The 25,081-nt window shown below is 59.4% G+C and carries 18 protein-coding genes; 2 read left to right on the forward strand and 16 right to left on the reverse strand.

The features are described 5' to 3' along the window. Positions 1-854 precede the first annotated feature (854 nt). The 10 genes from KTAU_RS09170 to KTAU_RS09215 form a co-directional block, all read right to left on the reverse strand. Positions 855-1,421: a peroxiredoxin family protein gene (locus KTAU_RS09170; protein ID WP_151728097.1), complete on the reverse strand. Its 567-nt coding sequence runs from the start codon at positions 1,419-1,421 to the stop codon at positions 855-857. 31 nt (positions 1,422-1,452) lie between these two features. Next, positions 1,453-3,141, reverse strand: a complete 1,689-nt coding sequence (locus tag KTAU_RS09175; protein ID WP_151728098.1) for a hypothetical protein — start codon at positions 3,139-3,141, stop codon at positions 1,453-1,455. A 339-nt stretch (positions 3,142-3,480) separates the two neighbouring features. Continuing rightward, a complete protein-coding gene (locus tag KTAU_RS09180) occupies positions 3,481-4,254 on the reverse strand; it encodes an ABC transporter ATP-binding protein (RefSeq protein WP_151728099.1) in 774 nt (257 codons plus the stop codon). 19 nt (positions 4,255-4,273) lie between these two features. Next, positions 4,274-4,612, reverse strand: coding sequence for a hypothetical protein (locus KTAU_RS09185; RefSeq protein WP_151728100.1), 339 nt, complete (start codon positions 4,610-4,612; stop codon positions 4,274-4,276). Next, a complete protein-coding gene (locus KTAU_RS22355) occupies positions 4,605-5,201 on the reverse strand; it encodes a MauE/DoxX family redox-associated membrane protein (protein ID WP_151728101.1) in 597 nt (198 codons plus the stop codon). The genes KTAU_RS09185 and KTAU_RS22355 overlap by 8 nt, the downstream gene beginning before the upstream one ends. Positions 5,202-5,321: 120 nt before the next feature. Further along, positions 5,322-6,128, reverse strand: coding sequence for a hypothetical protein (locus KTAU_RS09195; protein ID WP_151728102.1), 807 nt, complete (start codon positions 6,126-6,128; stop codon positions 5,322-5,324). Between the two features lie 410 nt (positions 6,129-6,538). Then, positions 6,539-7,954 (reverse strand): glycosyltransferase family 4 protein, encoded by a 1,416-nt coding sequence (locus KTAU_RS09200; protein ID WP_170293173.1) that lies wholly within the window; start codon positions 7,952-7,954, stop codon positions 6,539-6,541. A gap of 305 nt (positions 7,955-8,259) precedes the next feature. Then, positions 8,260-9,129 (reverse strand): peptide chain release factor N(5)-glutamine methyltransferase, encoded by an 870-nt coding sequence (gene prmC, locus KTAU_RS09205; RefSeq protein WP_151728104.1) that lies wholly within the window; start codon positions 9,127-9,129, stop codon positions 8,260-8,262. A 50-nt stretch (positions 9,130-9,179) separates the two neighbouring features. Continuing rightward, positions 9,180-9,599 carry a DUF2203 domain-containing protein gene (locus KTAU_RS09210; protein WP_151728105.1) on the reverse strand — a complete coding sequence of 140 codons (420 nt, stop codon included), beginning with the start codon at positions 9,597-9,599 and terminating at the stop codon, positions 9,180-9,182. A gap of 74 nt (positions 9,600-9,673) precedes the next feature. Continuing rightward, the gene (locus tag KTAU_RS09215) at positions 9,674-11,617 is read right to left on the reverse strand and encodes a hypothetical protein (protein WP_151728106.1); all 1,944 of its coding nucleotides are present in this window, start codon (positions 11,615-11,617) and stop codon (positions 9,674-9,676) included. A gap of 462 nt (positions 11,618-12,079) precedes the next feature. On the opposite strand from KTAU_RS09215, the gene KTAU_RS09220 reads away from it, so the two are divergent. After that, complete coding sequence (locus KTAU_RS09220) at positions 12,080-12,697, forward strand: sulfite oxidase-like oxidoreductase (protein WP_151728107.1); 618 nt, start codon at positions 12,080-12,082, stop codon at positions 12,695-12,697. A gap of 136 nt (positions 12,698-12,833) precedes the next feature. Here the strand turns inward: KTAU_RS09220 and KTAU_RS09225 are convergent, their stop codons facing one another. The 6 genes from KTAU_RS09225 to KTAU_RS09250 all read right to left on the reverse strand — a co-directional run bounded on the left by KTAU_RS09225 (position 12,834) and on the right by KTAU_RS09250 (position 22,210). Then, the gene (locus KTAU_RS09225) at positions 12,834-13,643 is read right to left on the reverse strand and encodes a hypothetical protein (protein ID WP_151728108.1); all 810 of its coding nucleotides are present in this window, start codon (positions 13,641-13,643) and stop codon (positions 12,834-12,836) included. 223 nt (positions 13,644-13,866) lie between these two features. Further along, entirely contained in the window at positions 13,867-15,330 is a 1,464-nt protein-coding gene (locus KTAU_RS09230) for a SpoVR family protein (protein ID WP_151728109.1), read from the reverse strand. Positions 15,331-15,355: 25 nt separating this feature from the next. Then, entirely contained in the window at positions 15,356-16,504 is a 1,149-nt protein-coding gene (yhbH, locus tag KTAU_RS09235) for a sporulation protein YhbH (RefSeq protein ID WP_151728110.1), read from the reverse strand. A 320-nt stretch (positions 16,505-16,824) separates the two neighbouring features. Next, positions 16,825-18,720 carry a PrkA family serine protein kinase gene (locus KTAU_RS09240; protein WP_112432803.1) on the reverse strand — a complete coding sequence of 632 codons (1,896 nt, stop codon included), beginning with the start codon at positions 18,718-18,720 and terminating at the stop codon, positions 16,825-16,827. Positions 18,721-19,655: 935 nt separating this feature from the next. After that, on the reverse strand, positions 19,656-21,074 hold the full coding sequence (locus KTAU_RS09245; RefSeq protein WP_151728111.1) for a sensor histidine kinase: 1,419 nt from the start codon (positions 21,072-21,074) through the stop codon (positions 19,656-19,658). 263 nt (positions 21,075-21,337) lie between these two features. Beyond that, positions 21,338-22,210, reverse strand: coding sequence for an SAM hydrolase/SAM-dependent halogenase family protein (locus KTAU_RS09250; protein WP_151728112.1), 873 nt, complete (start codon positions 22,208-22,210; stop codon positions 21,338-21,340). 421 nt (positions 22,211-22,631) lie between these two features. Here KTAU_RS09250 and KTAU_RS09255 point away from each other — a divergent pair, with 421 nt between their 5' ends. Continuing rightward, on the forward strand, positions 22,632-24,956 hold the full coding sequence (locus KTAU_RS09255; protein WP_151728113.1) for a hypothetical protein: 2,325 nt from the start codon (positions 22,632-22,634) through the stop codon (positions 24,954-24,956). Positions 24,957-25,081 lie beyond the last annotated feature (125 nt).

Raw genomic sequence — 25,081 nt, forward strand, 5'->3', positions numbered from 1 at the left:
TACCTGCTCCGGACACGGCATCTCAGGAACCTCCTTGGAGCGTCAAGAAAACAAAAAAGCTAGCTGCCAGTACAGCGACGAATACGCCTATCGCTCCAATCAGCTGCCCCACACGTTCCGGACCAGGTGGCAAACGCCACACTCGTAACCAGAGGATCACATCGCTGACGAACAGCACCAGGAAGCAAACAAGAGGCAAAATTATGCGAAGCACGGCTGACTTCTCCTCTACAAGAGTAACTACAGCTCGCCAATCTCATAGTACGAATCCCTTCACAAGAGGCGTTCTCATCCCACAACCATTGAAAGATGCATCTAAGGCAAGAATACCAGGTACTCATCTAGAGAGCCAGCGCCTTTACTAGTCTCCTTGCTAGTCTTCTTCTCTAATCCTCTCCTCACTTCATGCAGGGCCGCCAGCCTCCCCCTCGCTGGGAAGACCAGCCACATCTCTGTCTCGTGAAGGATCACCAGGGGCAGATAGGAAGGGAAGCTTCCTCAACCAGGGATGGAGTCTTCCCTGCTTGCTCGTCGGCCTGCCCGCATAGTGCATCATTGAGCCTGTTAGGACCTGCCTCTCGTCGCTAGAAGCCCGGGACTTAACTGCTCCGCTGGGACCTCCAGCTTCAACTAGCTCAGCAGCTGCAGCGGGTAACCCCTCCAGCCCTTGCTGCTAAAGGCTCGCCCCGTTCGGCCCGCTCGCCATACTCACCGGATCTCCCCAGCGAGGATTACGAGGGCCAGCAGCGGCCCAATGCTCAGTGCCGAGATCAACACTTCTTTCATGATCACCAGTTGTTCAAGACAGAGCCTTCCAGGCACCTCCTCTGAGCGTCAAGCGAACAAAAGCGGCTTCAAGGTAGTGGCTCGTTTACCTCGGCGGCTTTCATAAGCGCATCCAGTTGCTCCGAAGTGCCCAGAGGGCCTGCAGCTGTCACCAGACCAGAAGGGGCAATAGCAAAGCCCCACGGTGTTGAGGAAACCTTGAAAAGTTGGGTCAGCTCCCACCCCTCTTGGGCCAGGATGGGAAAGTCGGCTTCCATCTTGCGTGCTAACTTCAGCATTTCACTGGGGTCGCCATTGCTTACCCCTACAATCACTCCACCTTGTTCTCGCCAACGATGGACAAGCTCAGCGAGCTGACTCATGACACGATGACAGTGAGGGCAGGCAGGAGAAAGAAAGACGAGCAGGGCAGGACGATGATGCAAAAATTCTTCGGTCAAGCGCTGCTGACCGTCAATGGTGAGAGCAGAAAAAGCCGGGACAGGATTGCCTACTACTTTTTCAATGCGCCCATGAAACTCCGCCTTCAGATCACGTAACGCTTGCTGGAGTGAGAGAAAACCCCTTCCGAGCACAATCGTGTAGAGAGCAAGGCTGATCATCAGTATCCAGAGACCAATGAGTGCTATCCACATAAGCAGTGCCGTCCTTTCGTCCTCTGACACCTCATTCAGAATATCGGCTCGTATTACGCCCCTCCTGCCCCAGGAGGCGGGCCAACCGCCGGCGTCCCAGCCAGCAAGCCAGTGCGGTAATACCAGCGATCAGACAGGCGGCCAGCGTGCCAGTCCAGATGCTCACACGGGATGAGAGAGAGGGAAGGCCCACATCCCGCTGAAGTTGCGCTGGCAAGGTCGGGATGAAGAGCAAGGCGGTAATCAGGGTCACGCTGAGCAGCAAGAGCACCCCGAGGATGGCCGTCGGCAGGAGAACAGGGAGCGATGGTCGTTCTCCGTCAGCCATCTCCACAATTCCGTCCATCAACGATAGAGCTGCGGCAGCCGCTACACCCAGGCCCAGCATCAGCAGGCAGATGACAATTGCCAGGGGAGAAGCTTCCAGCAGCCACCCGCCGATGAGGGAGAGGCCAAGCCAGAGTACGAGTGACGGCAGCAGCATGGCCAGCCACAAGGCCCCAAAGAGACTACCAGCGCTGATAGACAGGCTACCCCATAGCCAACGGGGCAACAGCAGCCGCTTTATCAATCCTCTGCTCAGCACCAGCAACATGGGCAGGCTCCCCATGAGCAGGTTGAGGACGCCCAAAACAGGCCAGAAATCACGATAGAGCTGCAGCCCCCCCGGTGATAACAGGGTGCTGGCCACGATTCCTACAGAGATAGTCACATCGATCACAATCGTCGGCAGGTCTGTCCAGCTCCACATTCCCTCGCGCCAGCAGTAGCCAAGTAAGGCCGCCCAGGAAGGTGGCAGGCCCGGCAAACGCCAGGCCACTTCCCAGAGAAGATGCCTTTCTACCGCTGTCTCAGACCGCCGGTTCCGCCTTTCGCGCTGCGTCTGTAAGCCCTCCCAGATGTCCTGATAGAGCCAGCTTCCCAGCCAGAGATAGCCGGTTCCCAGGGCCAGCAACAGCAACAGCCCCCCCAGCAAGACAAGGCCATCGGCCCCTGTCAGCCGTCCGGCAGGCAGAGTTAAAAGATCTCCTTCTGCCCTGAGCAGCAGCGCTGCCGGCACTTGCACCATGTCACGCCAGGCCCCCAACCAGCCCCTTCCTCCTTGAGCCACTGCCGCCAGCCAAAGCCCGATAACCAGCAGCGCGGGAAGGCAGAGCAGCAGCGCTGCCGCGGCCACAGCGCTCCTTGCCCTCCTGACCCCCAGACACCAGGTCAGAAGAAGTAAGCCCGTAGGGGCCAGGAACGAGCACAATAGCAGCAGATAAGCGCCCGTCAGCCAGAGCTGCCCGATCAGGACCCCCGAGCCATGCGTCAGCCAGACCGCCAGCGATGGCAGCAGCAACAGGATGATCATTGCCACTACCATATCTCTGAGCAGATGATAGATCGAGCGGAGCAACAACAAGGAACGAGGCAAAGGAGCCAGTAGATACCAGATCAGCTCAGCGCCCTCCCAGAGCACCCCTGGTGCACGCAGCACCTGGAAGATCACCAGCAGGCAACTCGCCATCGTTATCGCCGCTGGCAGGTTCTCGGTGATCAGGGTCGGCGCCAGGATCAGGACCGCGCTCAGCACAGAAGCACCTGGCCATAGCAGAAGCAACAGGCCCAACAGGGACCCTATTCGACGCCACCAGGGAGCTTCCAGCCAGCTCTCTCGCAGAAGCCAGCCTTCCAGGCGGACCAGGGCAGCCAGCTGGTTCTTCCAACGATCGCGCAAGAGCCTGGTCTTCCATCGAACTCCTGTCTGACCCTCCTCGCCCATAGAAATGTGCCGTCGGGGACCCCTGGATTCCTCCAGGGGAGGAAGACGGCCTCTCCTTTCTCTCACCATAGGGTTGACCTCTTCGGCTCTCCTGTGGTCTCCTCCTCCCGAGACCAAAGGCACTGACCGGAAGGTCAGCAACAGCTTCGCCTCACCGTGCAACGGGGAAGAGCGGGTCAACCCGGCCACAGTGCTCTTCTGTCCTGTGGGGCAGTGGGCTGCTGTCAAAATGGCTCCGAAGCCCGGGCCGATGAGGCTGCGGGCAAGCCTCTGGCCTGAGCCAGGGGTCGTTGACTATCGCCGTTCTTCCTCCCTCTCCACTGCAGCCGAGGCGACCTGAGCCAGCCTGGCGAAAATCTGCTCCAGGGTCGCCTCTCCGGTCCGGGCACGCAGCTCATCGAGGCTCCCATCGGCCACGATGCGACCCTGCGCCAGAATGATCGCCCTCCCGCAGAGACGCTCAGCCACATCCAGCAGATGCGTTGCGATAAGCAGGGCATGCCCCCGCGCGCTTAAGGCGGCCAGCTCACGCTTGACCAGTATGACCCCCGAAGGATCGATGCCATTCAATGGCTCGTCGAGCAAGAGCAGGGGTGGCTGGTGCAGGAGCGTGGCACAGAGCACCAGCCGGCGTTTCATCCCCTGCGAGTAGCCGCGGATGCGCCGCTGGGCCACCTCCTCCAGGCCAAAGCGCACGAGTAGCTCGCTGGCACGTTCGCGGCAGAAGGCACGAGGGAAGCCACGCAGCCCACCCACAAATTCAAGAAACTCCTGGCCGGTCAAGCCAGGGTAGAGAGCGGGCATCTCAGGCATATACCCTACTAGCCTCTTCAACTCAGCCGCAGTCAGACTCTGCCCGCGCAGGCAAATTCTTCCTCCATCCGGGGTCAGCACGCCAGCCAGCATCTGCAACGTTGTCGTCTTGCCCGCCCCATTCTCGCCAAGCAGAGCCACCAGTTCCCCAGGCCAGAGCCGAAAACTGATCTGATCCACCGCCTGGAGATATCCATAGGCTTTACTGAGCCTTTCAACCTCCAACAGGGGCCGCTCACCCTCGCTCTGCACCATCCTGCAGCTCTCTTCCCGCCTAGTGCAACCAGAACAGCCTGAGACCAAATAGCACCAGTGCCGCTACAAGCATGCCCCAGCCCAAGATGAGAAAGTGACTGGGAGGACTCGTACTGATACCGCTTTTCTCCGATGGCTGCCCTCCCCCGCTCAGCTGCTCCCTCTCTTTCAGCTTGTGGCAGCGCACATAGCCATAGCTCAGCGCTAGCCCCCCAGTGATCCCGAACAAACACGCTAATATAAGCAGCGCCAGAGCCAATGAGAAGCTTGCCAGCAGCGCCAGAGCAAAAACAGCGATACCATCGAGGACCACAGCCCCAAAGAGAAGTACCGCCAGAAACTGCTCAGCTTTACTCATAAGATCTTCCCTGCCAGGCTTTCATCTCCTCAATTATCTTCCATAAAACCTTTGTGATGTAATAGAGTTCAATGGCGCTTCCCGCCAAGAGGAAAGCCACTATGTCTTGAGCGGTTGGAGGGTGTAGTAATGGGGAAGGAGGCCGCAGAGCGCTGAAGCAGCCGCTGAGAAGAACCAGGATCGCCAGCAAACTGTTGCGCAGCAAGGCCTCCTTATAGGTTACAGGTCGCCCCCGCCAGCCAAAACAGCCACACGTGAGGACTTTGCGCCGTCGTGAGACAGATCTGAGCGCGATGGAGAAGCAGCTCAGCATAGCCAGCGCCACCACAGAAGCGAAAGGCACCATCACCCCCACCAGCAAGAGCAGGCCTGTTATTAGCTCAAGCTCAGGCAGCACATAGGCCAATATCCTGGCGGCATAAGGAGGTAGCAGATCAAATTCGAGGACTATCCGAGTAAAGCTCTTCAGACTACCGAGCTTACTTCCTCCAGCCCACAAAAAAACAAGGCCTCCAATGAGCCGAGCGGCTGTCACCAGTATGACCATAGAATAGAAGCCTCCGATCATCTCGCGGATTAAGCGCTGCATGCGGCCAAGAGAGTTTACCCTCTCTAACTAAAAAAGAGGATCACCTGAGAGAGCGATCTCGCAGGCGTCATCAGGTGACCCTCAGTTGGCCCAGCCTGGAAAAGGAAGTGGCTTCTCTGATCAGCAAACATGGAAAGCGTTGACACAGACGAGCTGGACGCAATCAAAAGTGCCAGCAATACTGCAGACAAGGCGGTAGGCTACGGCGCATAGTGAGAAGCAAAGCGGATTCTCTCCCAGGGGTAAACAGATTTCACCACAGGTAAAGACCGCCCCCAGGATAGAGCATCCTGTCCCCACAACTCCACTACAAACGGCTCGACAGAGGTTACACTGAACACTTGAGGCAGGATCAACAGCAGGTGATAGGAGGCCTTGCTCGTATTGCTGAGCTACTTGCAAAATCTGCTTGTTTCCCTGAGCATGCAGGCGTGCCGCCAGCTCAATCTGGCCGTTACTGCTAACAATGTAGCCCTCTCCTACCTGCCGTTGCCGATCAGCCAGCACAATGTCTAGACTGTATTTCTGATCCTTACGACTGTACGTGACTGTTACGTCTTGCTGCGATCCCGCTGGTTGTATATAGCTGAGCGATAGAATCGTTTCCTGCTCCCAGTGCTGCCCCGTCTGACGATAGAGATAATAGCCTTCCAGCAAAGGATCAGAAAGCATCAATCCTCTTTGCTGCAAAAATTCCTCTACCTGAGTAAAACCTGGCGTTGATCGCAAGCGCTGCTCTTCTAGCCTAAGCAGCTTCCCTGTCAGAGCAAGCACCTTTACGCCTGGCTGATCCATCCCTAAAGAAGCAGCACTCACGCCCGGCACCTGCCCTAGTAACGGCGTTGCCGCTAAGACGCCAGCGAGCGCACCTTTCATGGCGCGGCGACGGCTTAGCAACTTAGCAGCTGCGAGCTTCTGAAGAGCCATCGGTTCCCTCCTATTAGTGGAAATTCTCTTCGGCAGGAGAGGAGACCCTTACTCTGTCGCTGAAGGTGCAAGCCTCCTCTCCTACCTCCAATCCGAGGATAACCTCCTCCGCCTTCTTAGGCCAGCACAGGCTTGAGTCTTTTGGCTAGTCCTTTTGCTTGTGAGGTCCACAGAGAAATCCGCTATAGCGTGTCTGGCATCGCCTGCACTACCTCATGGGGCATAGATCAGCCTCCCCCACCTACTTCAGCAATCCGCGCGAGCAGAGTCTTCTTTATCACAAGCCCTGGTGATGGTGGAACCGAGGGAATTGGGAATTCTTCAACAATTATGCCGATAAGATTAACCAAGTCTCAAAAAAACGTACCGAGGCATAGGCGGTGGCCTTGAGCCTGGCTGGCTCAAGGCCACTAATGCAGCTGATCCATACCGGTCTGCAGTCGCAGCTCGCCTGGCTCCAGACGGGCAGCATTCTCGCCATTGGGGGCTGGCTGCGTCCAACCATTGCCGCTGGGCTGGTTCTTTGTTGGAGCAGGCGACGAGGTCAGGTGCTCCGCAGGCAGCACCGGCTCCTGGGTCGCTGTCGGCGCTGCAGGGCCTTCAGCGTTACCAGACGGCGAGGGAGAGGGGTCGCCGAGGTGCAGGCGTCCCCCCCGCTGGCGCTGGCGGTAATCGATCCACACGATTAGGGCCACCATAATCACCACCACCAGCAGGATACTGATAAACTTGAAGAGATGCGCATTCTGTCGATTGGCGATATCGAGCGACAAAATTGAGAGACTAGCCGCCAGCACGCCGAAGGCCAATGTTACCCCATAAAACAGATAACAGATCTGCTTCACCGTCAACCCGGCGGCCATCAACCGATGATGCAGATGCGTCTTGTCATAGTGCCAGGGGCGCTGACCGTGCCGCACGCGATTGATCGCCACCACCGCCACATCGAGGATCGGCACCCCGAGCAGCATCAAGGCCAGGGCCAGCTTGGCCCCGCCAATCGTCGACATCACAGCCAGTCCCAGGCCCAGAAACATCGATCCTGTATCGCCCATAAAGATACGCGCCGGATTCCAGTTATGGGGCAGAAAGCCCAGCACCGCGCCCGTGAAGATCGCCGCCAGTACCGCGATGCTCTCCTGATGGAAGACCCAGCTAATCAAAGCGGTGAACAGACCGGTGATCCCTACCACTCCAGCGGCCAACCCATCGACCCCATCGATCAGATTGACCGTATTCATCATGCCCACCATCCAGAACCAGGTAAAGCAAAGGGCAGGGATCGCCGCTAGCGTGATCGCATTGTCATGCACTCCCAGATAGACCAAGCCAGGGGCAAAAGGATTATTGAAGGAGAAGAGAAAGATCCCATGAAAGCGCCCTCCCCAGGGCGCCAGAAGAATCGCCGCCGCTACCGTTTGCGCCAGCAACTTAATCAGAGGTTTCAAACCAATCAGATCATCGATGAGGTGGACCGTCACCAGGAGCAGTGAAGCCAGCAGGAAGAGCCAGTAAACCGTGCTTTCCACATACAGAGAAGTAGGAATATTGCGCGCTGGTGTATAGAAGAGGAGCGAAGCCACCACAAACGAGAGGAAAATAGCCACGCCCCCCAAACGAGGGACAGGGACCGTATGCACACGGCGCTCAGAAGGATAGTCGAGCCAACCCATGCGGAGACAGAGCGCCCGCACAGCAAAGGTCAGCAGATAGGTCAGAACAAAAGCAGCAATGCCTCCGAGCAACGGCAGCGCCAGTGGAGGAAGCCAGGAAGCCACAGGCAGAAGCGCCGCCATAGTCAACTGCAAGTCACCGGCCTGGACCATGTACCGTCTCCTGTGAGGAGCCTGTCGCTGCTCCCCACCGTGTTCTTCGTCTGCCTCTCCGTCGCTCTGGCCGGCCATCTTTGCCACTTCCATCGTGGTAGGGGACCACCCAGAAGCACGACGGTAGTCCGATTATACGGACTCCTTCAAAAGGAACGCAATGAGTTCGCCGATTTATACTAGTCCAGAATGGGGGGAGCAAGGGGAAGAGAGGATAGGCGACATGCTCTCCCCTCCTCACCGTTAGAGCAGTCATCTTCCCCCGCCAGCTCTCGGTTCGGCCAGTCTGCAGCAGAGAAGACGCCTCAGAAGGCCAGAATGAGGAGACGCTCCTGACCCGCATAATCTCGCTGACAAGTGAGCTGCAGCGTAGGCCAGAGCTGACGTGCAAGCGCCTCTAGCGCCTCACGTTGCTGATAGCCGATCTCCAGAAAGACCTTCGCCCGATCTTTAAGCACGGGACGCTCGTGAAGCTGTCGCAGGAGACGCTCCAGGAGCGTTAAGCCACGGGGACCGGCGAAGAGAGCCTCCGCTGGCTCGAAGTCGCGCACGTCCGGGGCCAGTAGCTCTCGCTCTTCGGTGCCCACATAGGGAAGATTGGCCACCAGCAGATCAACCGGCTCGGGCAACGGCGCTGCCAGGTCGCCCTGCAGCAGACGCACGCGCTGGCTGACTCCATGCCGCTGACAGTTGAGCCGCGCAACCTCCAGCGCCGCCGCCGAGCTGTCGCAGGCATACAGGTAAGGCAGATGTGGCTCGTTCACCGCCAGAGCCACGGCTATAGCTCCAGAGCCAGTGCCAATATCGGCAACGATCGGTACCTCTCCCCGGCTCAAGCGGTTCCGAGCCTCAGCAAGGACCGCCTCTACGAGGAGCTCCGTCTCTGGGCGTGGAATGAGCACGCGCCGATCGACGAGCAGGTCCAGTCCAAAAAACTCCTTGTGACCAAGCAAATAGGCAACTGGCTCACCGCGTTGACGCCGCTCTAGCAAGGCCGTCAAGCGCAGCAGCTCTGCTTCTGTCAGCTCCCGTTCAGGGTGGGCATAGAGAGCCGAGCGCTCGACACCCAGGACATGGCCAAGCAACACCTGCACATCGCGTCCAGCCTCCCGAGCGGAGCGCCCTGTCGTTTGGAGCAGACGCCGCCCCCACTCCAGAGCCTCTTTGACAGTCATCAACCTTCCTCCCCGAGTCGTTCCGTCTTGTCCCGACTCAAGAGCCTGCTTCAGGCGCCGTTCTCCCTCTCCTCCTCATCCAGCGGGCGACGCCCCTGAAAGCCTGTATCGAGTGGGTGCCAATACTTGATGCGCTCTTCTCCTAGATGCCAGCACAGATAGACTTCCCGCCCCTCGCGCAGGCTCAAAAAGTCAACGAGACCCATATCGGGATCTTTCAACTCACAGCCCAACTCGTTTAACTTCTCCAGCGCCTCCTGTAGCCGCCGCAGATAGAGAACCTGCTCACGCTGAATCTCCATCATAGTCTCATTAATATTGTGACCGTTCTTCATGATACGCAGACGAATCGCATGAGCACGTTCCTCTCCCTCCCTGAGCCTGCGCCGCTGCTCCTGAATATGGCGCAGGATCGGCGAGATAACAGGTAGTAGGGCCTCGGCCTCCTCACGCGTAAAATAATGAGGCATCCCAACCCTCCTTCTCTATAGTGCTACTGCCACTCCGGCTGCCTGTCCTGCCGCTCTCTCACCAAATGTCGCGGCTAGTGACCAGCGGAGGGGGTGCTCGTGCTCACGGGGGGCGGCGTCGGAGTCACCGGCGGGGAAGCCGTCGGAGATGGGGTCTCCGTTGGTCCAGCAAGCTGAATGCTCAAATCGTCGAAGGTCTTAAAGACCATCACCTGCCCACCGCTATCATAATAGTCGCCTTTGACCACGTCCCCAGGCTGCACCAGCGGCAATTTCGGCGAAAGCGAGAGGTTGGCTGTGAATATATACGGCTGACCGGCAAGCTGCAGATAAAAGACCGTATTCGACCCTTCCTGCACCGAGGCGATGCGCACCACTTTACCCACCACAGCTTTGACGGTGCCGCTGGTCGGGCGGTTAGTGGCAGACGCCTGCTGCGTCAGCCATTGCTGATAAGCCTGCAAGGCACCGCTCAGCGTCGTATCGTATTGGACATTACTGCCATTGAGATTGCGTGCATCCACAATGCCCACAGCCTGAAAGATGCTGCCGCTGCTGACATGTTGGACAAAGATAGCGACCCAGGTCGGTTCTCCATAGAGCTGATAGAGCTGTACGCTATCAACATCGTAGCTGCGCAGGTTGGCTCGCGTCGACTGAATAGTATTCTCGACATTGCTCCCGATGCCAATCCCCGTCAGCGGGTAGAAGGTGCCTCGATTGGCATGGGTATCAAAGAGGACGATGCCCGTGCTGGAATTATCATTGAGAGAGGAGGAGGTCATCGGCACCAACCAGACTGGCTGATCAACGCTGTTATAGAGCAACTGGGGTTCGCTGGCCGGCACCTGCTGATTGGCGCCCGAAGGATTGAACCAGGGGGCGGCATGGTAGAGGCCCCACCACTGCAGGTACTGCGTGACGGTCGCCGCCGGCATCACACGATCCACCCAGCTCGGAACATCCTGGGGGCGATAGCGCGTGATCTGGCCAGTATGGGCGTCAACCAGCAGAACTTCGCTGAGCACGTCGCCGGTATAGCCGCGCGAAGGCTGCATCAACGAGATGGTCCAGTAGGGATGATACTGGTCATCCAGCTCCAGCGTTGGATCAACCAGACGCCCATAGGTGTAGCCGCTCAGATAAACGTGACGCAGCAGGTCCTGATTGAGCAAGGCCCCCGGTAGATAGGCCAGAGTCTTATCTCCCCCAGTCATCAGCCGTGGCGTCGCCTCGGGATTTTCAGCATCGACAACCACGAAGCCAGGGGTATGAGCGTTGGAGAGATTGACAAAGATATTGTTGTAGCTGAGCGGGGCCACATAGTAGAGGTGATGATCAATGGACTGCAGTGTGTAGCTGTTAGGGTCGAGATTGTAGGTCGATCCCAGATTCTGGCCAGTGGCCCCCAGCACCTGCTGCCCCTCATAAGCCGCCACCCCCGGACTGACAAGCACAATATGGTTGGGGTCGGTGGGCGGCAGCGTCGGCGAGTTGGCCGCTTTAATCTGGGGAATGGCCGCCAGGGCCTTGGCATTGCTGTCAAACCAGGTCGTAAAGACAACGATCAGTCCCGAAACCACCAGACCCACAATCCCTACGACCACCAGCCCGAAAAGGCCAGCCGCCACGCTCCCTCGCGAGATAGCCTGACTCTGTCCGGCGCTCTCCTCCTGCCTGGCTCCTGGCCTGCGCGCCGCACTACGTCTCCCGGCGCCTGTCAAGACCTCCTCTCTGGCCCCGAAAATCGGACGCACCAGCGAAAAGAGATTCGCCAGGCTGCTGATGGCCAGCGGCCAGAGCACCCATTGCCAGCCTCCCAGTGGTCCGGTCAAAGCTGGAAGATTAAAGTAGACCAGTAGAAAGCAAAAGAGGAGATTGAAGAGGAAATATCCGCCAAACCAGCGCAGAAAGCGCCGAACCTCAAACGGCTCCCGCCGGCCAAATCCCAGGCGCCCCGCCGTCAGTATCGCCATGACAATCAGCGTCCCGTCAATTGCCAGAAGTACCGTAATCATCGCTCGCTCCCTCCTGCCTCGCCGCCAGCAGGCAACCCATATGGTTATCTTCTGCTCATTTGTGAAGCGAAAAAGCTGATCAGGCCTCGACCCTGCACTGGCCGTCTCTCTCCCGACCCACCACGCTCCTTTTCCAGGCTCCCACGGCCTGGTTCTCTCTGGCCAGCTCCCTCGCTTGCACAGCCGCCCCTCTATTGTAGTGCCTGGTCGGCTAAAGCACAACACCCGCCCAGCCGCAGTCCTCCTGAGCTGCTCTCTGGCAGCGAAGGGAATTTTCCCCTGGGCGAGACTGTTATGAGTGTTGTAACATAACCAAAGAGAAAAGGAAGGGCATAAGCAATTAACCGGGCACGCCTGGGAGCCGAGACGCACAACGTTGACCAGCTCCCAGCGCCTTGTCTGCCTGACCTTTGCCAGCTATTGCTCACCTGGAAAATCACCAGGTATAAGGAGTCCAGCAGCATGAGTCTGTTTAAACGACAGGCACCTGAAAGAGCGACCAATCCCAACGCTAAAGAGGGCCCGGGACCGGACCGGCTGCCACCCGGCCAGTACCTGACCAGGAAATGGCCAGTGCTAAGCTACGAGCGCACGCCGAGCTTCCCGCCCGACTGGCGACTCAAGATCAGCGGTGAGGTCGAACAGCCTTTTGAATTAAGCTGGGAAGAGTTCCTCGCGCTGCCACGGGTGACCATTACAACCGATATCCATTGCGTCACCACCTGGAGCCGTTTCGATAACACCTGGGAGGGCGTCCACATCCGCGAGATTCTCAAGCGGGCCCGCCCGCTGCCGAGCGCCAGATACGTCATGGCCCATTCCTGGACCGGTTACACGACCAATATGCCGCTCTCCAGCCTTGACGACGACGACGTGCTGATCGCCATCAAGCACGATGGCAAGGACCTGGAGCCGGACCACGGGGGCCCGGTGCGCCTGGTCGTTCCCAAGCTCTACTTCTACAAGAGCGCGAAGTGGCTCGACGGGCTGGAGTTCATGGCCGAGGACCGCCCGGGCTTCTGGGAAATGCGCGGCTACCACAACCGCGGTGATCCGTGGGCGGAAGAGCGCTACTGGTAGAGCAGTAGCTGCCTGGTAGCAGTAACAGGAACAGCCAGAAGACGGCGCGCCGGTCGCCCTCGCCTCGTCCTGTTCTGGCCCGAATCGCCAGAAGCGAGGGAGGAGGAAGCACCGGCGCGCCGACACAGATCTGAAACTAGGAACGGTTCCGGCGCAGCAAGTCAATCACGACTGCGATCAAACTATAGAGCGAGTCGCCCGCTCCGTAAAGACAGCGCTTTCTGGCCTTACCGCGTGGGTTCATCTTCCCTCCACTGCCACTCTCTGGCGTGAGGCTTCCCTCAAATGCCAGCGGATGAGGCTCATCCGCCTCATCGTCGCTCCAGTGCAGTTCAGGAAAGGTGCGCACAGCCACCTCAGCCGTATAGTCACCACAGGCGATCAGCGTCGCCGGCGAGAGGACCCGAAAGCGCCATTCCGGCTCTACCTCCTCCATCAGGAGCAGCTCATCCAGCTTCTTCACACTCTCAAAGGAGCCATCCAGATCGAGGCCGAGCGCAGTACGCGCAGCCTCCATGAGGACGTTCATATTGTGCACTGCGACGCTGGTGTGCTCATCGTGAGGAAGGCGGGGATCGCGACCATCGACTCGCCGCTCCAGCTCCTCCTGGAGCGCCCGATAGCCCTCATCCAGCTCCCAGCTGAGGGGAAAGAGCTGGGACCAGCCCCCAGCACTCTGAACGAAGCCTTTCTCCCGCAGCACCTCCTCCTGAGCAGGGGTCAGTCGATCCTCCTCTCGATGCACAATGCGCAGAGAGATCCCCTTGGGCAACCCCTCCCTATAGAGCATCTCATTGCTCACCGCGCTCCAGCGGGCACGATCGATCACCTGCCGGAGTCCCTCGGCGAAGGCTGGCGCATCCTCCTGCTGCGGTTCATAGTAGATGCCAATCAACTGCCACAGCCCGGCATCCCGAGCGATGAACATGTTTGCGGTAAACGGCATACACTCCTCCCTGGAAGATATCACCGATCTCGACCAGGAGCGACAAAGAGGAGCGTCCGCCAGTGGTCCGTTTTTACCCCTCAAGTACCTGGAGGAAATGCAGGAATAGGTAACCCAAGGCCATATCTTAGAGCAGATCACCCAAAAAGACAAGCGGCGCGGCGGCCAGGCAGAAGCAGCCAGCTACCGCGCCAGTCCAGTCCATCGGGGTCTGAGCCAGCCATCAGCGCTCAAGCGTCGTCTTGCTATTGCGCTCACCATCGTAGGAGAGCAGAATACGCTTGCCATCGTAGACTGTCTCCAGATGGACCGGTCGCCCCCAGAGCTGATGAACATACTGCAGCGTCTTCTCAGCATAGACCATATCGAGGTCCTGGCCCTCATGCAGATGGCGCAGATACAGCTCACGGTTGCCGCGATAGTCGCCATCGTCGACCACGATATAGGGGAAGCCGAAGTTAGTCATGCTGGCTACGATGCCGTCGCGCACCTTCTCCCAGTTCTTTTCTACAATCACCCACTCATCGCCTTCCTTTTTATACAGGTAGAGATCCAGCTCCTCGACCAGCTCCTTTGTCAGATAGTTGCGCAAGAACGACACATCGTTATCCAGCTCACGGACCTCAAAGATCTTCTGGCGGCCCATGCCTGGCTTGCGCCCGAGGCGCTCCTGCTCCTCCCTGGTCGGGTTATCCCAACGGCGCTCAATATCCTCAAAAATCTTGTAACCCAGGTAGTAGGGATTGAGCGATGTGCGCGAAGGCGAGAGCACGCTCGCGTGCATGCGCGCGAACTCGACCGCCTCGGCATCGGAGAGCATGCCACGATCGGCCATCTCACGCATGATGCGCGAATGCCAGATAGAGGCCCAGCCCTCATTCATGACCTTTGTCTGCATCTGCGGCACAAAGTACAGGAACTCCTGGCGCACAATCTCAATCACATCGCGCTGCCACGGCTCCAGAATAGGCGAATGACGGATCAAAAAGAGCAAGAGATCCTTCTGAGGCTTCTCGGGGAACTTCGGAGGACGACCACGGCGACGCTCGCGCTCCTCCTCGGCGCGACGCTCCTTCTCCTCGTGATCCAGCTCCCAGAGATCGTCGTACTCCGTTGAGGGCCGTGTGCGTGACACCTCGCCGCGCCTGAGCTGCTCCTCTTCCTCCGCCTCATCCTCTCCCTTCAAGAAGAGATGGTAGTCAACATGCTCCTGGATTGAGAGCACGGCGTCGAGAAAGTGCTCCACCTCCAGCTTGCCATGATCGAACTCATACTTGGCGATGCGCTCGGCATTGAGGCTGGCGCGCTCGATCATGCGACGCGACGTATGCTGGAAGTAGACATTATTCTTAAAGAAATCGGTATGCCCGAAGACATGCGCCGCCACAAAGGTATTCTGGAGCAGATCGTTCATCTCCATCAGAAAGGCGTAGCTCGGATTCGTGTTGACCACCATCTCATAGATCTTGCTCAGCCCCAAATCATAGAGCATCTTCTGTCGGTAATAAGCCTTTCCGTGAGTCCAGTGGCTGAAGCGGCCCGGCAGGCTGTAGGAAGCAAACTCATACATAATGGTCGCCGGGACCAGTTCGAAATGAGTCGGGAAGGGGTCCAGCCCGAACTCATGGGCAATCTCCCAGGCATAGCCGATGCGATCACGCAGGCGCTCCAGATCGCTATCCGCCATAGGCATCTCTCCCTTGCAGTTGCACTTATCTGCCAGCAGGCACAGCATCGCCGCGGCGCGCGAAGAACTTGCGCAGCGCCGGATAGACTTCCTTCTTGTCGGAGATCGTCACCGCCACAAACTTCTTGTCCGTGATGCGGCTATAGGCCGACATCAGCGTACTGGGAGAGCGATAGTGGCCCTCGCGGATCTCGCCGTAGCCGAAGATATTGCACAGCTCGATGAGCTGCTGCACCAGCTGCACGCAGCGATCATTATCCCAGGGAAGGTTGTCGCCATCCGAGAAATGGAAGGGGTAGATATTCCAGTCGTGGGGATTAAAGCGCTCCTTGATGATTTGTAGCGCCAGCTCATAGGCCGACGAAACCTGGGTGCCGCCGCTCTCGCCCTTGTGGAAAAACTCCTCCTCCGTCACCTCCTTGGCCTCGGTGTGGTGACTGATAAAGACGATGTGTACGTTATTATACTTTGTGCGCAGGAAGCGTACCATCCAGAAGTAGAAGCTCCTGGCGATATACTTCTCGAACTCGCCCATCGAGCCGGAGACATCCATCATGGCGATCACGACGGCGTTCGACTCGTAACGAATGGTTGGCTCCCAGACCTTGAAGCGCAGATCCTCGTTCTTGATGTCCTTAAAACGCGGCTCGCCCTTGGTGGCGTTGCGCTTCATATTCTCCAGGATGGTGCGCTTCTTATCGAGATTGGTCAGCGGGCCATGCTTGCGGATATCAGTAAAGCGGACCGCGTCGGTCTGCAGCTCCTGCTGGCGTTTCTGCTCCAGATTGGGCAGCTCCAGGTCCTCGAAGATCAGCTCCGACAGCTCCTCCATGCTGATCTCGGCCTCGTAGTAGTCGTAGCCGGGATCTTTCCCAGCCTCGCCCTTCTTGCCGCGACCCGCCCGCGGCTCCTGAGCGATCACATCGCCGACGCGGCTCTTCCCATCGCCCTGGCCAGCATGAGCCTGGCGTCCAGGATCATAGCGGAAGCGGTACTCCTCCAGCGAACGGATCGGCACGCGCACTGTCTTCTTGCCATCGGAGAGAATGATGCTCTCTTCGCTGACAATCTCCTGCAGATTCTTTTTAATGGCCTCGCGAATCTTCTCCTTGTGGCGCTCCTGGTCAATCTGCCCCTTACGGTGCAGTGACCAATCGTGTTGTGAGACGGACATAGCGCACACTCCTTCCTGGCTGGAAGCGGAAGCGAAAAGAGAACAGGGGATGAACCACTGGCCTGGCAGGCCGCCCGGCCCTGCCTTACCTGCCGGCCTGGCCTGGCCCGCCTCCCCATCACACGCCCTGGTCCAGACCGACCTCTGCTCTCGTCGTACCTGGTCTGGTCAGCCTGGCAGGATCAGGCGACCGGCCCACAAGAGGCGGGCAGAAGAGCGGCGCGGCGCGATCGGCAGCTCGGCGCTGCGGCAGGTTACGGCCACGCCAGGGCCTGCGGAGTTCGGCGGCTCGGCTGGTTCACCCCCTGGAAGACCGTTTCTTAGCGATTCAACAGGCTCCCGACGTAGCGCAAGATCTCATTGGCGCAGACATAGCAGTAGCCATGCTCCGTTACCAAACGCTCGACTACCTCATTGATCTTGCGCCGCTGCTCCTTATCGGGCGTGCGCGTCGAGGTTGTAATCTTGACGACATCGCGCAGATCGGCGAAGAGCTTCTTCTCGATGGCCTCCTTCAGGCGCTCGTGGCTGGTATAGTCAAAGGTCAGCCCTTTGCGCGCCAGCGACGAGATGCGGATCAGAATCTCCTCACGGAAGGCCCGCTTGGCGTTCTCCGTGATGCCGATCTGCTCCTCGATCGAACGCATCAGCTGCTCATCGGGATCGATCTCCTCATCGGTGATAGGATCGCGCAGCTTCGTCTTGTTGCAATAGGCCTCGACGTTGTCCAGGTAGTTGTTGAGCAGCGTGCGCGCCGCCTCCTCATAAGAGTAGACAAAGGCGCGCTGTACCTCCTTCTTGGCCAGCTCGTCGTACTCCTTGCGCGCCTCACTGATGAAGTTGAGGTAACGCTCGCGCTCCTCACGTGTAATGCTCGTATGCTGATCGAGACCATCGCGCAGAGCGCGCAGTGCATCAATCGGATTGATGCAGGTCACATTCTGGCGCACCAGAGCATTCGAGAGGCGGTTAATGACATAGCGCGGCGAAATGCCGTCCATGCCCTCGCGCTGGGCCTCCTCTTGCAGCTCACGAACATCCTTCTGCTTGAAGTCCTCGATATCCTCACCGTCGTAGAGGCGCAGCTTCTTCATCAGGCTCATACCAGCCTTTTTCGACGGCTCCAGCCGCGTCAGTACGGCGAAGATGCTGGCAATGCGCAGCGTGTACGGGGCAATATGGACGTTGTGCAGGGCACTCTGCTTGAGGAGCTTCTCGTAGATCTTGATCTCGTCGGAGACGCGCAGGTTGTAAGGCACCCTGACCAGAATGATGCGGTCCTGCAGCGCCTCAGACTTCTTGTTGCCGACGAAAGCCTGATACTCATGCTCGTTGGTATGGCTGACCACCACCTCGTCGGCATAGATCATGCTGAAGCGGCCTGTCTTGATGTTCTGCTCCTGGCTGAGGGTGAGCAGCACATACAGGAACTTCTCATCAACTTTGAGCATCTCGATGAATTCCATCAGGCCGCGGTTGGCAACGTTCAGCTCGCCGTCGAAGCGGTAGGCGCGGGGATCACTCTCGACACCGACCTCACCGATAGTCGAGAGGTCAATGCCACCAACTAGCTCGCTGATGTCCTGGCTCTTGGGGTCCGACGGGGTAAAGGTGCCAATGCCGATGCGATACTTCTCGCTGAAGGCGATGCGCTGGACGGGGACATCTTCGATGCGCCCGTGATACTCGTTGTCGAGCATGTAACGGCAGCGCGGGCACAAATCGCCCTCGATGTAGAGGCCGAACTCCTTCTCGATATCGGGGCGCAGCTCCTGGGGGATGAGATGCAAAGGCTCCTCATGCATCGGGCAACCTTTGATCGCGTAGACGGCGCCGGCCTCGGTGCGCGTGTAGGCTTCCAGGCCCCGCTTGAGCAACTGCACAATGGTCGACTTGCCGCCTCCAACCGGCCCCATCAGCAGCAGGATGCGCTTGCGCACCTCCAGGCGCTGGGCTGCCGAATGGAAGTAGTCGACGATCTGCTGCAGCGCCTTCTCGATGCCGAAAATCTCCTGGCTGAAGAAGTTGTATCGCAGTTCGCCGTTGCGCGTAGTCTCGACCCCCGCCTCCATGATCATGTCGTAAATGCGCTCATGCGAGAGGCGGGCGACTTTCGGCCTCTTACACGCGATCTCAAAGTATTGGGCGAACGTCCCCTCCCACGCAAGTGCTCGCTCTCGGTCCCGATATTCCTCTAACCGCTTCACCAGGTCCATAGGTTACCCTTTCTTCTTCTGTCTGCTAGGCTGCCGGCTGATTCTGCAGGCGGGACGCTTCGCCTCAGACCAGCGCCGGCGGGACGGGAAGAACGCTTACTGACTGTTACACCGGGTGTACGCCTTTGCCGAGGTTCCTTTCCTTCTATGCCTGCTATGACTACAATGACTGCTGCTCCTTCCGGCGCGAAAAACAGGTAAACTATGATATCAAAGGGCTGGTTTTCTGCTCGATCTGCATGCCAAGCTAGAGAACCAGCCCTTTCTACGTTGCAACATGCGATATGATTGTATCGGCTGCCTGCATCTTCTGCTCGCTCTCCTTCCGCATCTCCTCTCGCCCTCAATACCCTCTCGCGGCTTGCCAAGCTGCAGAGAAGATGGGCCGCTGCGCGTCTGGCCCTCGGGCCGCGCGGAGCAAGTGCTTTCCCTGCTTCCTGTTCTCTCCCCTCCTTCTCCTCGCCCCTGCGCCCCTCCCGAGAGGTTCCACCTGTTCCCCTCGCAGGGGATACCTTGCCTGGTCGAATGGCATATGCTGCTCGATTCGGACGTGTTCTAGAGTAAACAGTAACGGTAATCGTAGCATACAGTACAGACCGGCCCCTGTCAAGTGGCGACCGCCGCTTTTCACCATCCCCCATCTGGGTCATTATCTGGTCGCCAGCCCAGCCTCCTGCTGACCGACCCTCACCCTTCTGAGCTGGTCCGTGTAGATCCTTTCTTTTTGTCGAAGGAGAAAGCGGTAAGTCGTTCCAGTCGGCCAGACAGAAGCACAGCGCTGGCTAGCCGCTGCGGCCTGCGCGCGGCACAGGGCGAGGCAACAGGTTGCGCGGTCGCCACCACCCAAGAGGCCTGCCCAGGTCAGTACCAGCGCCACCGGAGCACGCTGCCGCCGGGAGGCTACGCTGGTTACTACCTGGACACCCGTTCTCCTCTCAGAAGGGGTCGCGCATGACATCGCGTGGGGCTTCGATGAGAGGGATAGTGAGGTCAAGCTGACAGCCTCCGCCGGCGGGCTGACAGAGACGAAGCTCGCCTCCTAGCTCGTGTACGCGCTCGCGCATGCCGATCAGGCCGTAATGGCCCGGCCCCGAACCGGCGTCCGTGAGCGGAACGAAAAGGCCGTCGCCGGCAACGGGAGCCTCGTCTCGGCTGCAGGCCGCGAGCTGGGCCTGCACCTCCAGCGGCAGACCAACGCCGTTGTCGGCAATGGTGAGCTGAAGCCGGCCAGCTTCTGTGCGCAACCGCAGCCAGACCCGTGTGGCCTGGGCATGCTTCTCGATGTTGGTGAGGGCCTCTTGAATGATTTTGAGCAGGGTCTCAATGATTTTGAACAGGGCCTCTTGCCGGTCACCGGGCAGATGCTCCAACTCGGGGGGAAGGTCTAGCTCCAGGCTCCAGCCGCAGCGCGCCGCCCGGCGCTGGGCAATGGAGGTAATCGCTTGCCGCAGGGAGCCTTGCAGCAGCACAGGTGAGCGTAGATTCGCGATGGAGGCCCGCAGCCCGCTCATGGCCTCGCGCGTGACTTGCAGCGTCTCGACAATCTCCCGCTCACAGCGCTCCGGGTCCCGACCGACAAGGCGACGCAGTACCTCTAGCTTGACGCTGACCAGGGTAAGGGCATGACCAAGAGTATCATGCATTTCGCGCGCCAGGCGCGTGCGCTCGCGCAGGACGGCCAGCTCCTGTTCCTGAGCCGCCGAGAGCGCCAGACGCTGATGGGCCTCCTCCAGTTCACTATGGGCCTGGGCCAATTCCTGTAAAAGGCGCGCATTGCGTTCCTGTTCTCTGAAGAGGCGGGCAATGGTAAGGGCCGAGATAACCGCAGAGCTGAGCGAGAGAAGCAGTCCCCCCAGCACACCCAGATCATTCAGCCCCAGAGGCCAGTGGAAGACCCCGCTGAGCAGCAGGAAGGTCAGGAGGGAGCAGAGTAGCGGCCAGGCGAGGAAAGGCAGCTCAAAGATGGAGAAGCAGAGACCAAAGACAAGCCAGTAGTCCCAGGCCAGGCCACGGTCAATGCAGGCCAGCGCCAGACAGATGAGATAGCAGCAGGCCCAGAGGATCAGGGCATAGGGACGCGCTGGGGGCCAGCGACGCTCTCGCCGTAGCCACATACGCCCAAAGTGGAAACCCTGTACGAGGAGCAAGAGTAACGAGAGCAGGATAATGGTCACAGCCCGCCAGTCATGAAAGTAACTGGGAGAAGCGTTTAGCACCACATAGTCAGCAATCACGAGGGAGGCGATGTAAAAGAGGAACCATTGCAGACCAAACAGGCGCAAGCGACGGTAAAATCGCTGCTCAGCTTCGCTGGCAGCCGCCATGTGCTTCTCGCTCTTCTTGACAGCAGTCATGGCCTTCGGCTGCCCTCCTCTCTAGAGCCTGCCTGCTGAGGATCACTACACGATGTGACTGGAGCTTTGCCACTCCACACGTTGCCGGTAGCGGTAGAGCTGAATGGGGCTGTCGACCCATCCGTCTTGACCACGCACCCGGATCGGATGGCCGCAGCGGCGCGACAGGATGGGTCGACCCGCGTTCTCTGTTCGCGTTGTCAGTCCCTGTCTACAGCGATCAGTATAGTCGCTGGCTCTGGCTGGCGCCAGTGCCGAAAGAACTAGGCTTCCCCTATGACTAAAGTCACGGCTTCCCCTACGGAGACACCCAGCGTGGCGGCGGCGTTGCCGTTGCGAATGGCCACCCCCACATAGCCGGCACTGTCGCTGTAGACGAAAGGCTCGCCTTCGCCAGCTTCACCGGCAAAGAAGGGCTGCCGCCGTTCGATGGTCAGGTGACGCCCGGGTATGAGCAGGCGCACACGCGAGGCAGTGAAGAGGTCGGGCACGAGGGTCAGGGGAATGCTCGTCACCAGGTTGCCAAAGTGGTCAATATAGATGACTCTGGCCTCGATGCGCCCTCTTTCGCGCCGCGGCTGGCTGAGATCGAGGCGCTGCAGCGAGTCAGGATCGAGCGTGGGGCCGAAGTCAGACAGCGGCACCCCACGCGCCAGATGGGCCGCCGCCGGCGCAAAGATGTCCCGCCCGTGGAAGGTCGTGCTAACTGCCGGCAGACGATAGGCCGGATTCTCCAGAGCCACAACCTGGCGCAGCGGCTGCTCAGTCAGCACATAGCTGAAGAGACCATTGTCTGGTCCGACAAAGAACCAGTCGCCGGCCTCCAGCGCAATGGCCCGCCGCTGGCTGCCAACCCCTGGATCAACGACACAGAGGAAAACGCTGCCCGCTGGGAAATAGCGATAGGCCGTTGAAAGCAACCAGGCCCCAGTAGCGACGTTCTGGGCCGCGATCTCATGGCTGATGTCGATCAGTTGGGCCTGTGGCACGATGCCGGCGATGACTCCCTTCATGATGCCCACAAAGCCATCGCGCAGGCCAAAGTCGGTCATGAGGGCAATCACCGGAATAGATGAACGAACGGCAGCCTGACCCCTGGCGCTGGCCGCTCCAGGCTGTTTTTCTTTTTGCACCATAATAGCTTCTCTCTTCGCTTCGCTCGGCTTTGCAGTGAAGGCCGGGCGTTTTCTCCTTTCTGTGTAGTCATTCACCGGTGCGCTGTCAAGAGGGCAGGGCCGCAGAATCGCTCAATGGTACTGGCGGCTACCCTTCCTTAGCCATTGTATGCTATACTAGCCACGATATAGAGCGGTCCTGACGAGAATACAGGTAGAATAGAAGAATAGTCCAGGCAATTTCAGCTTTTCTTGAGCCTGTTCTCTCTGCGCTACGAGCGGGTGGTCTGGGTATTCCCGGCCAAAACGCAGCTTTGCAGTGAAACATTCCCTATTTGATTTATTCGCACACGATTATTACAGACAGTCGAAACTCGATGGAAAAGGAGGCGGCGCTTCTTCCCCACCTCTGCAGTCAGGGGGATGCGCTCTGCATGAGCCGATGAACGTCAGTACCGGTGGCTCGCATATCCTTATTTTTGAACGCGATCAGCAACTTGCCGCCTTGCTCAGTAGCGAGCTGCAGCTGGCAGGCTATGAGTGCCATATAGCTCGCACGGCAGTGGAAGTCTTTGACGCGATTGCACGCCATCAGGTGCGGCTGGTCTTGGTCAACCTGGCCCAGGCGGCGGCAGGGCGCCGTGAGTTCTGGGTGGCACTAGACGCTCAGCGACGTGGGCGCGGTGTGCTGGTGCTGACCTATCGCTGCACCAACCTGGCCGGCTACGGCCCGTATGATCCCGAGGAGCATCGGCAAACTGTCGATGTGGAGGTCGATGGTATGCTCGGCATCATGCGCCTGGTCGAGGCTGTCCGGGCTCAGGTGCCGTTGCCGACCACGGCCTCGCATCCCCAGGTGCGTCTGGCCGATGTGCCAACGCAGGCGTCGCCCTCTCCTACTCTGACAAGTCTGCAGCAGACGCTTCCTCACCCGGCGGTCTTTTCTCCGGGCCAGAGCCAGATCAGCGAGCTTCAGCGGCAGTCATCGCCGGCGCCGTCGGCCTATACGGCCAGTGTGCAGCCTGCCCCTTCCGCTCCTCCGGCGCCGACCTTTACTGACAAGATCCGTGCGGTAATCTACCCGGGCAGTCGCAGCTTTTCGCCGGCCCCTGCTTCTGCGCAGGAAGCTGCCTGGGGGGCCGCCTTCGGAGCAGGCAGTTTTCAGAGTCCCGAGGGGTTCGGGGCCTCCGCCTCCCCTTCCTCAGCTCACATACCTGCTGTCTCGCCGATAGGCAATGCAGGCAGCCGCCAGCCGCTGCTGAACCAGGTTGGCCAGTTCTCGCCTGCCTCACACGCCGCGCCTTCGCCCAACCAGGCATACTATACCGCGGCAGCCCAGTCGGCGCCGCTGGAGTTCTATGCCCAGCAGCGATCTCAGCCGCTGGAGCCGTTCATCCAGGGAGCGGCTGAGGCTTTCTATCAGGCGCCGCGCGCGCAGACTTCGGGGCCGTTGCAGCAACCGCAGGCGGGGCTTACTCCCCAGGAGGCATCGTTGCAGATGCCACCGATGCCCGCTATGACTCAGGCCAGTCCTTCGCCTTTTGCTTCGGCCCCACAGGCTTCACAGCCTGTGCCAGCTTATCAGCCGCTCTTGCAGGAGAGTCCTTATCAGCCCAGCCAGGCCTATACGCAGTATGCGCCGCCCGAGGAGAAAGGCGAGTCGAGCCTGGCTCAGCTAACGCGCCTGTTGCGCGAGCGCACCGCGGCTTCTGCGCCCGGGGAGCACGGGCCAGAGCCGGGCGAGGCATCAGCCTCTCCTGGTGGAGCAGCGGCGGCTCCGTCTCCAGCAGCTTCGGCCTCTCCTTCGCCGCTGAGCACAGCCTCGCTGCGAGCGGCCCCCATCCAGGGACTGCAATCGGATCAGGAGCCTGATTATCGTCCCTCGCGCTCGGAGTCGCATGCCACGGCTCGCAGCCATTTACAGGCCCTGGCGAGCGCTAGCCCGACCATCGGCGAGCTGTCGTCGCTGCGTATGGCAGCTCCATCCTCAGCTCCTGCCCCGGCCTCGGCCCCAGCCCCGAGCCAGCCAGCAACTCATACTGCCCAGCCGCGAGCTTACACCGCTGAGCAGCCAGCGGTGGAACGGCGTCCGGTCTACAACGGCGCCAACGCAGATCGAGCTGAGCACCTCCCTTCTGGCCAGATGAGCAGCACTGGCGCCGTGGAGCGAGTCGAACGGGAGGCGCCCACGGCCTCCGGTCAGCCCCTGCCCAGCGACGACCTGGCAGCCACGGCTGATGAGGAGACGAAGAAGGAGATGATCCATGCTGAGGCGGCTCCGGTCGAGTCAGCGCGCCGCCCCGCGTTTGAGCGTGAGTCGATCACGTCCGATACGACCTTGCTTGATATTGTGCAAAGCCTGCCGCCAATGGAGCCGCCACCACAGCGGCAACAGCAGCAGTCGCCGCCGGTTCTCAATGGGCGGGCCACACGCTCGCTCGGCAGCGTCCTGCTGGAAGGCCATCTGGTACCACCCGAGCGCCTGGAAGTAGCGCAGAACGTTCAACGCATGCTCCGAGGGGTCGATCTCAATTATCAGTTGGGGGAGATTTTACTCATGTTCAAGTTGCTGACCCCCGATCAGCTGCTAGCGGCTAGCCTGGTGAGCTATGGCCTGCTCAATACAGCGCAGATCCGCTCGCTAGGCCGCATCCGCCAGGAGCTGCATTCGATGGGTCTGGAATACGATCTTGAGAATTTGCTCATCCTGTTCCGCATTCTGACTCCAGAGCAGCTGCGCGAAGTGCGCGCCAGCTGGTCGTCCTGAGTGAGGTTCTTCCTGCTCCTGGCCGGTTCCATTCAGCAGGCGTGAGGCTGATCTGCTCAACCAACAAGTGCACAAAACCAAACAGGAAAAGGTCTGGCCCGCCACCGCGGGCCTTCCTTATTAGT

Source organism: Thermogemmatispora aurantia (assembly GCF_008974285.1).
Lineage (GTDB): Bacteria > Chloroflexota > Ktedonobacteria > Ktedonobacterales > Ktedonobacteraceae > Thermogemmatispora > Thermogemmatispora aurantia.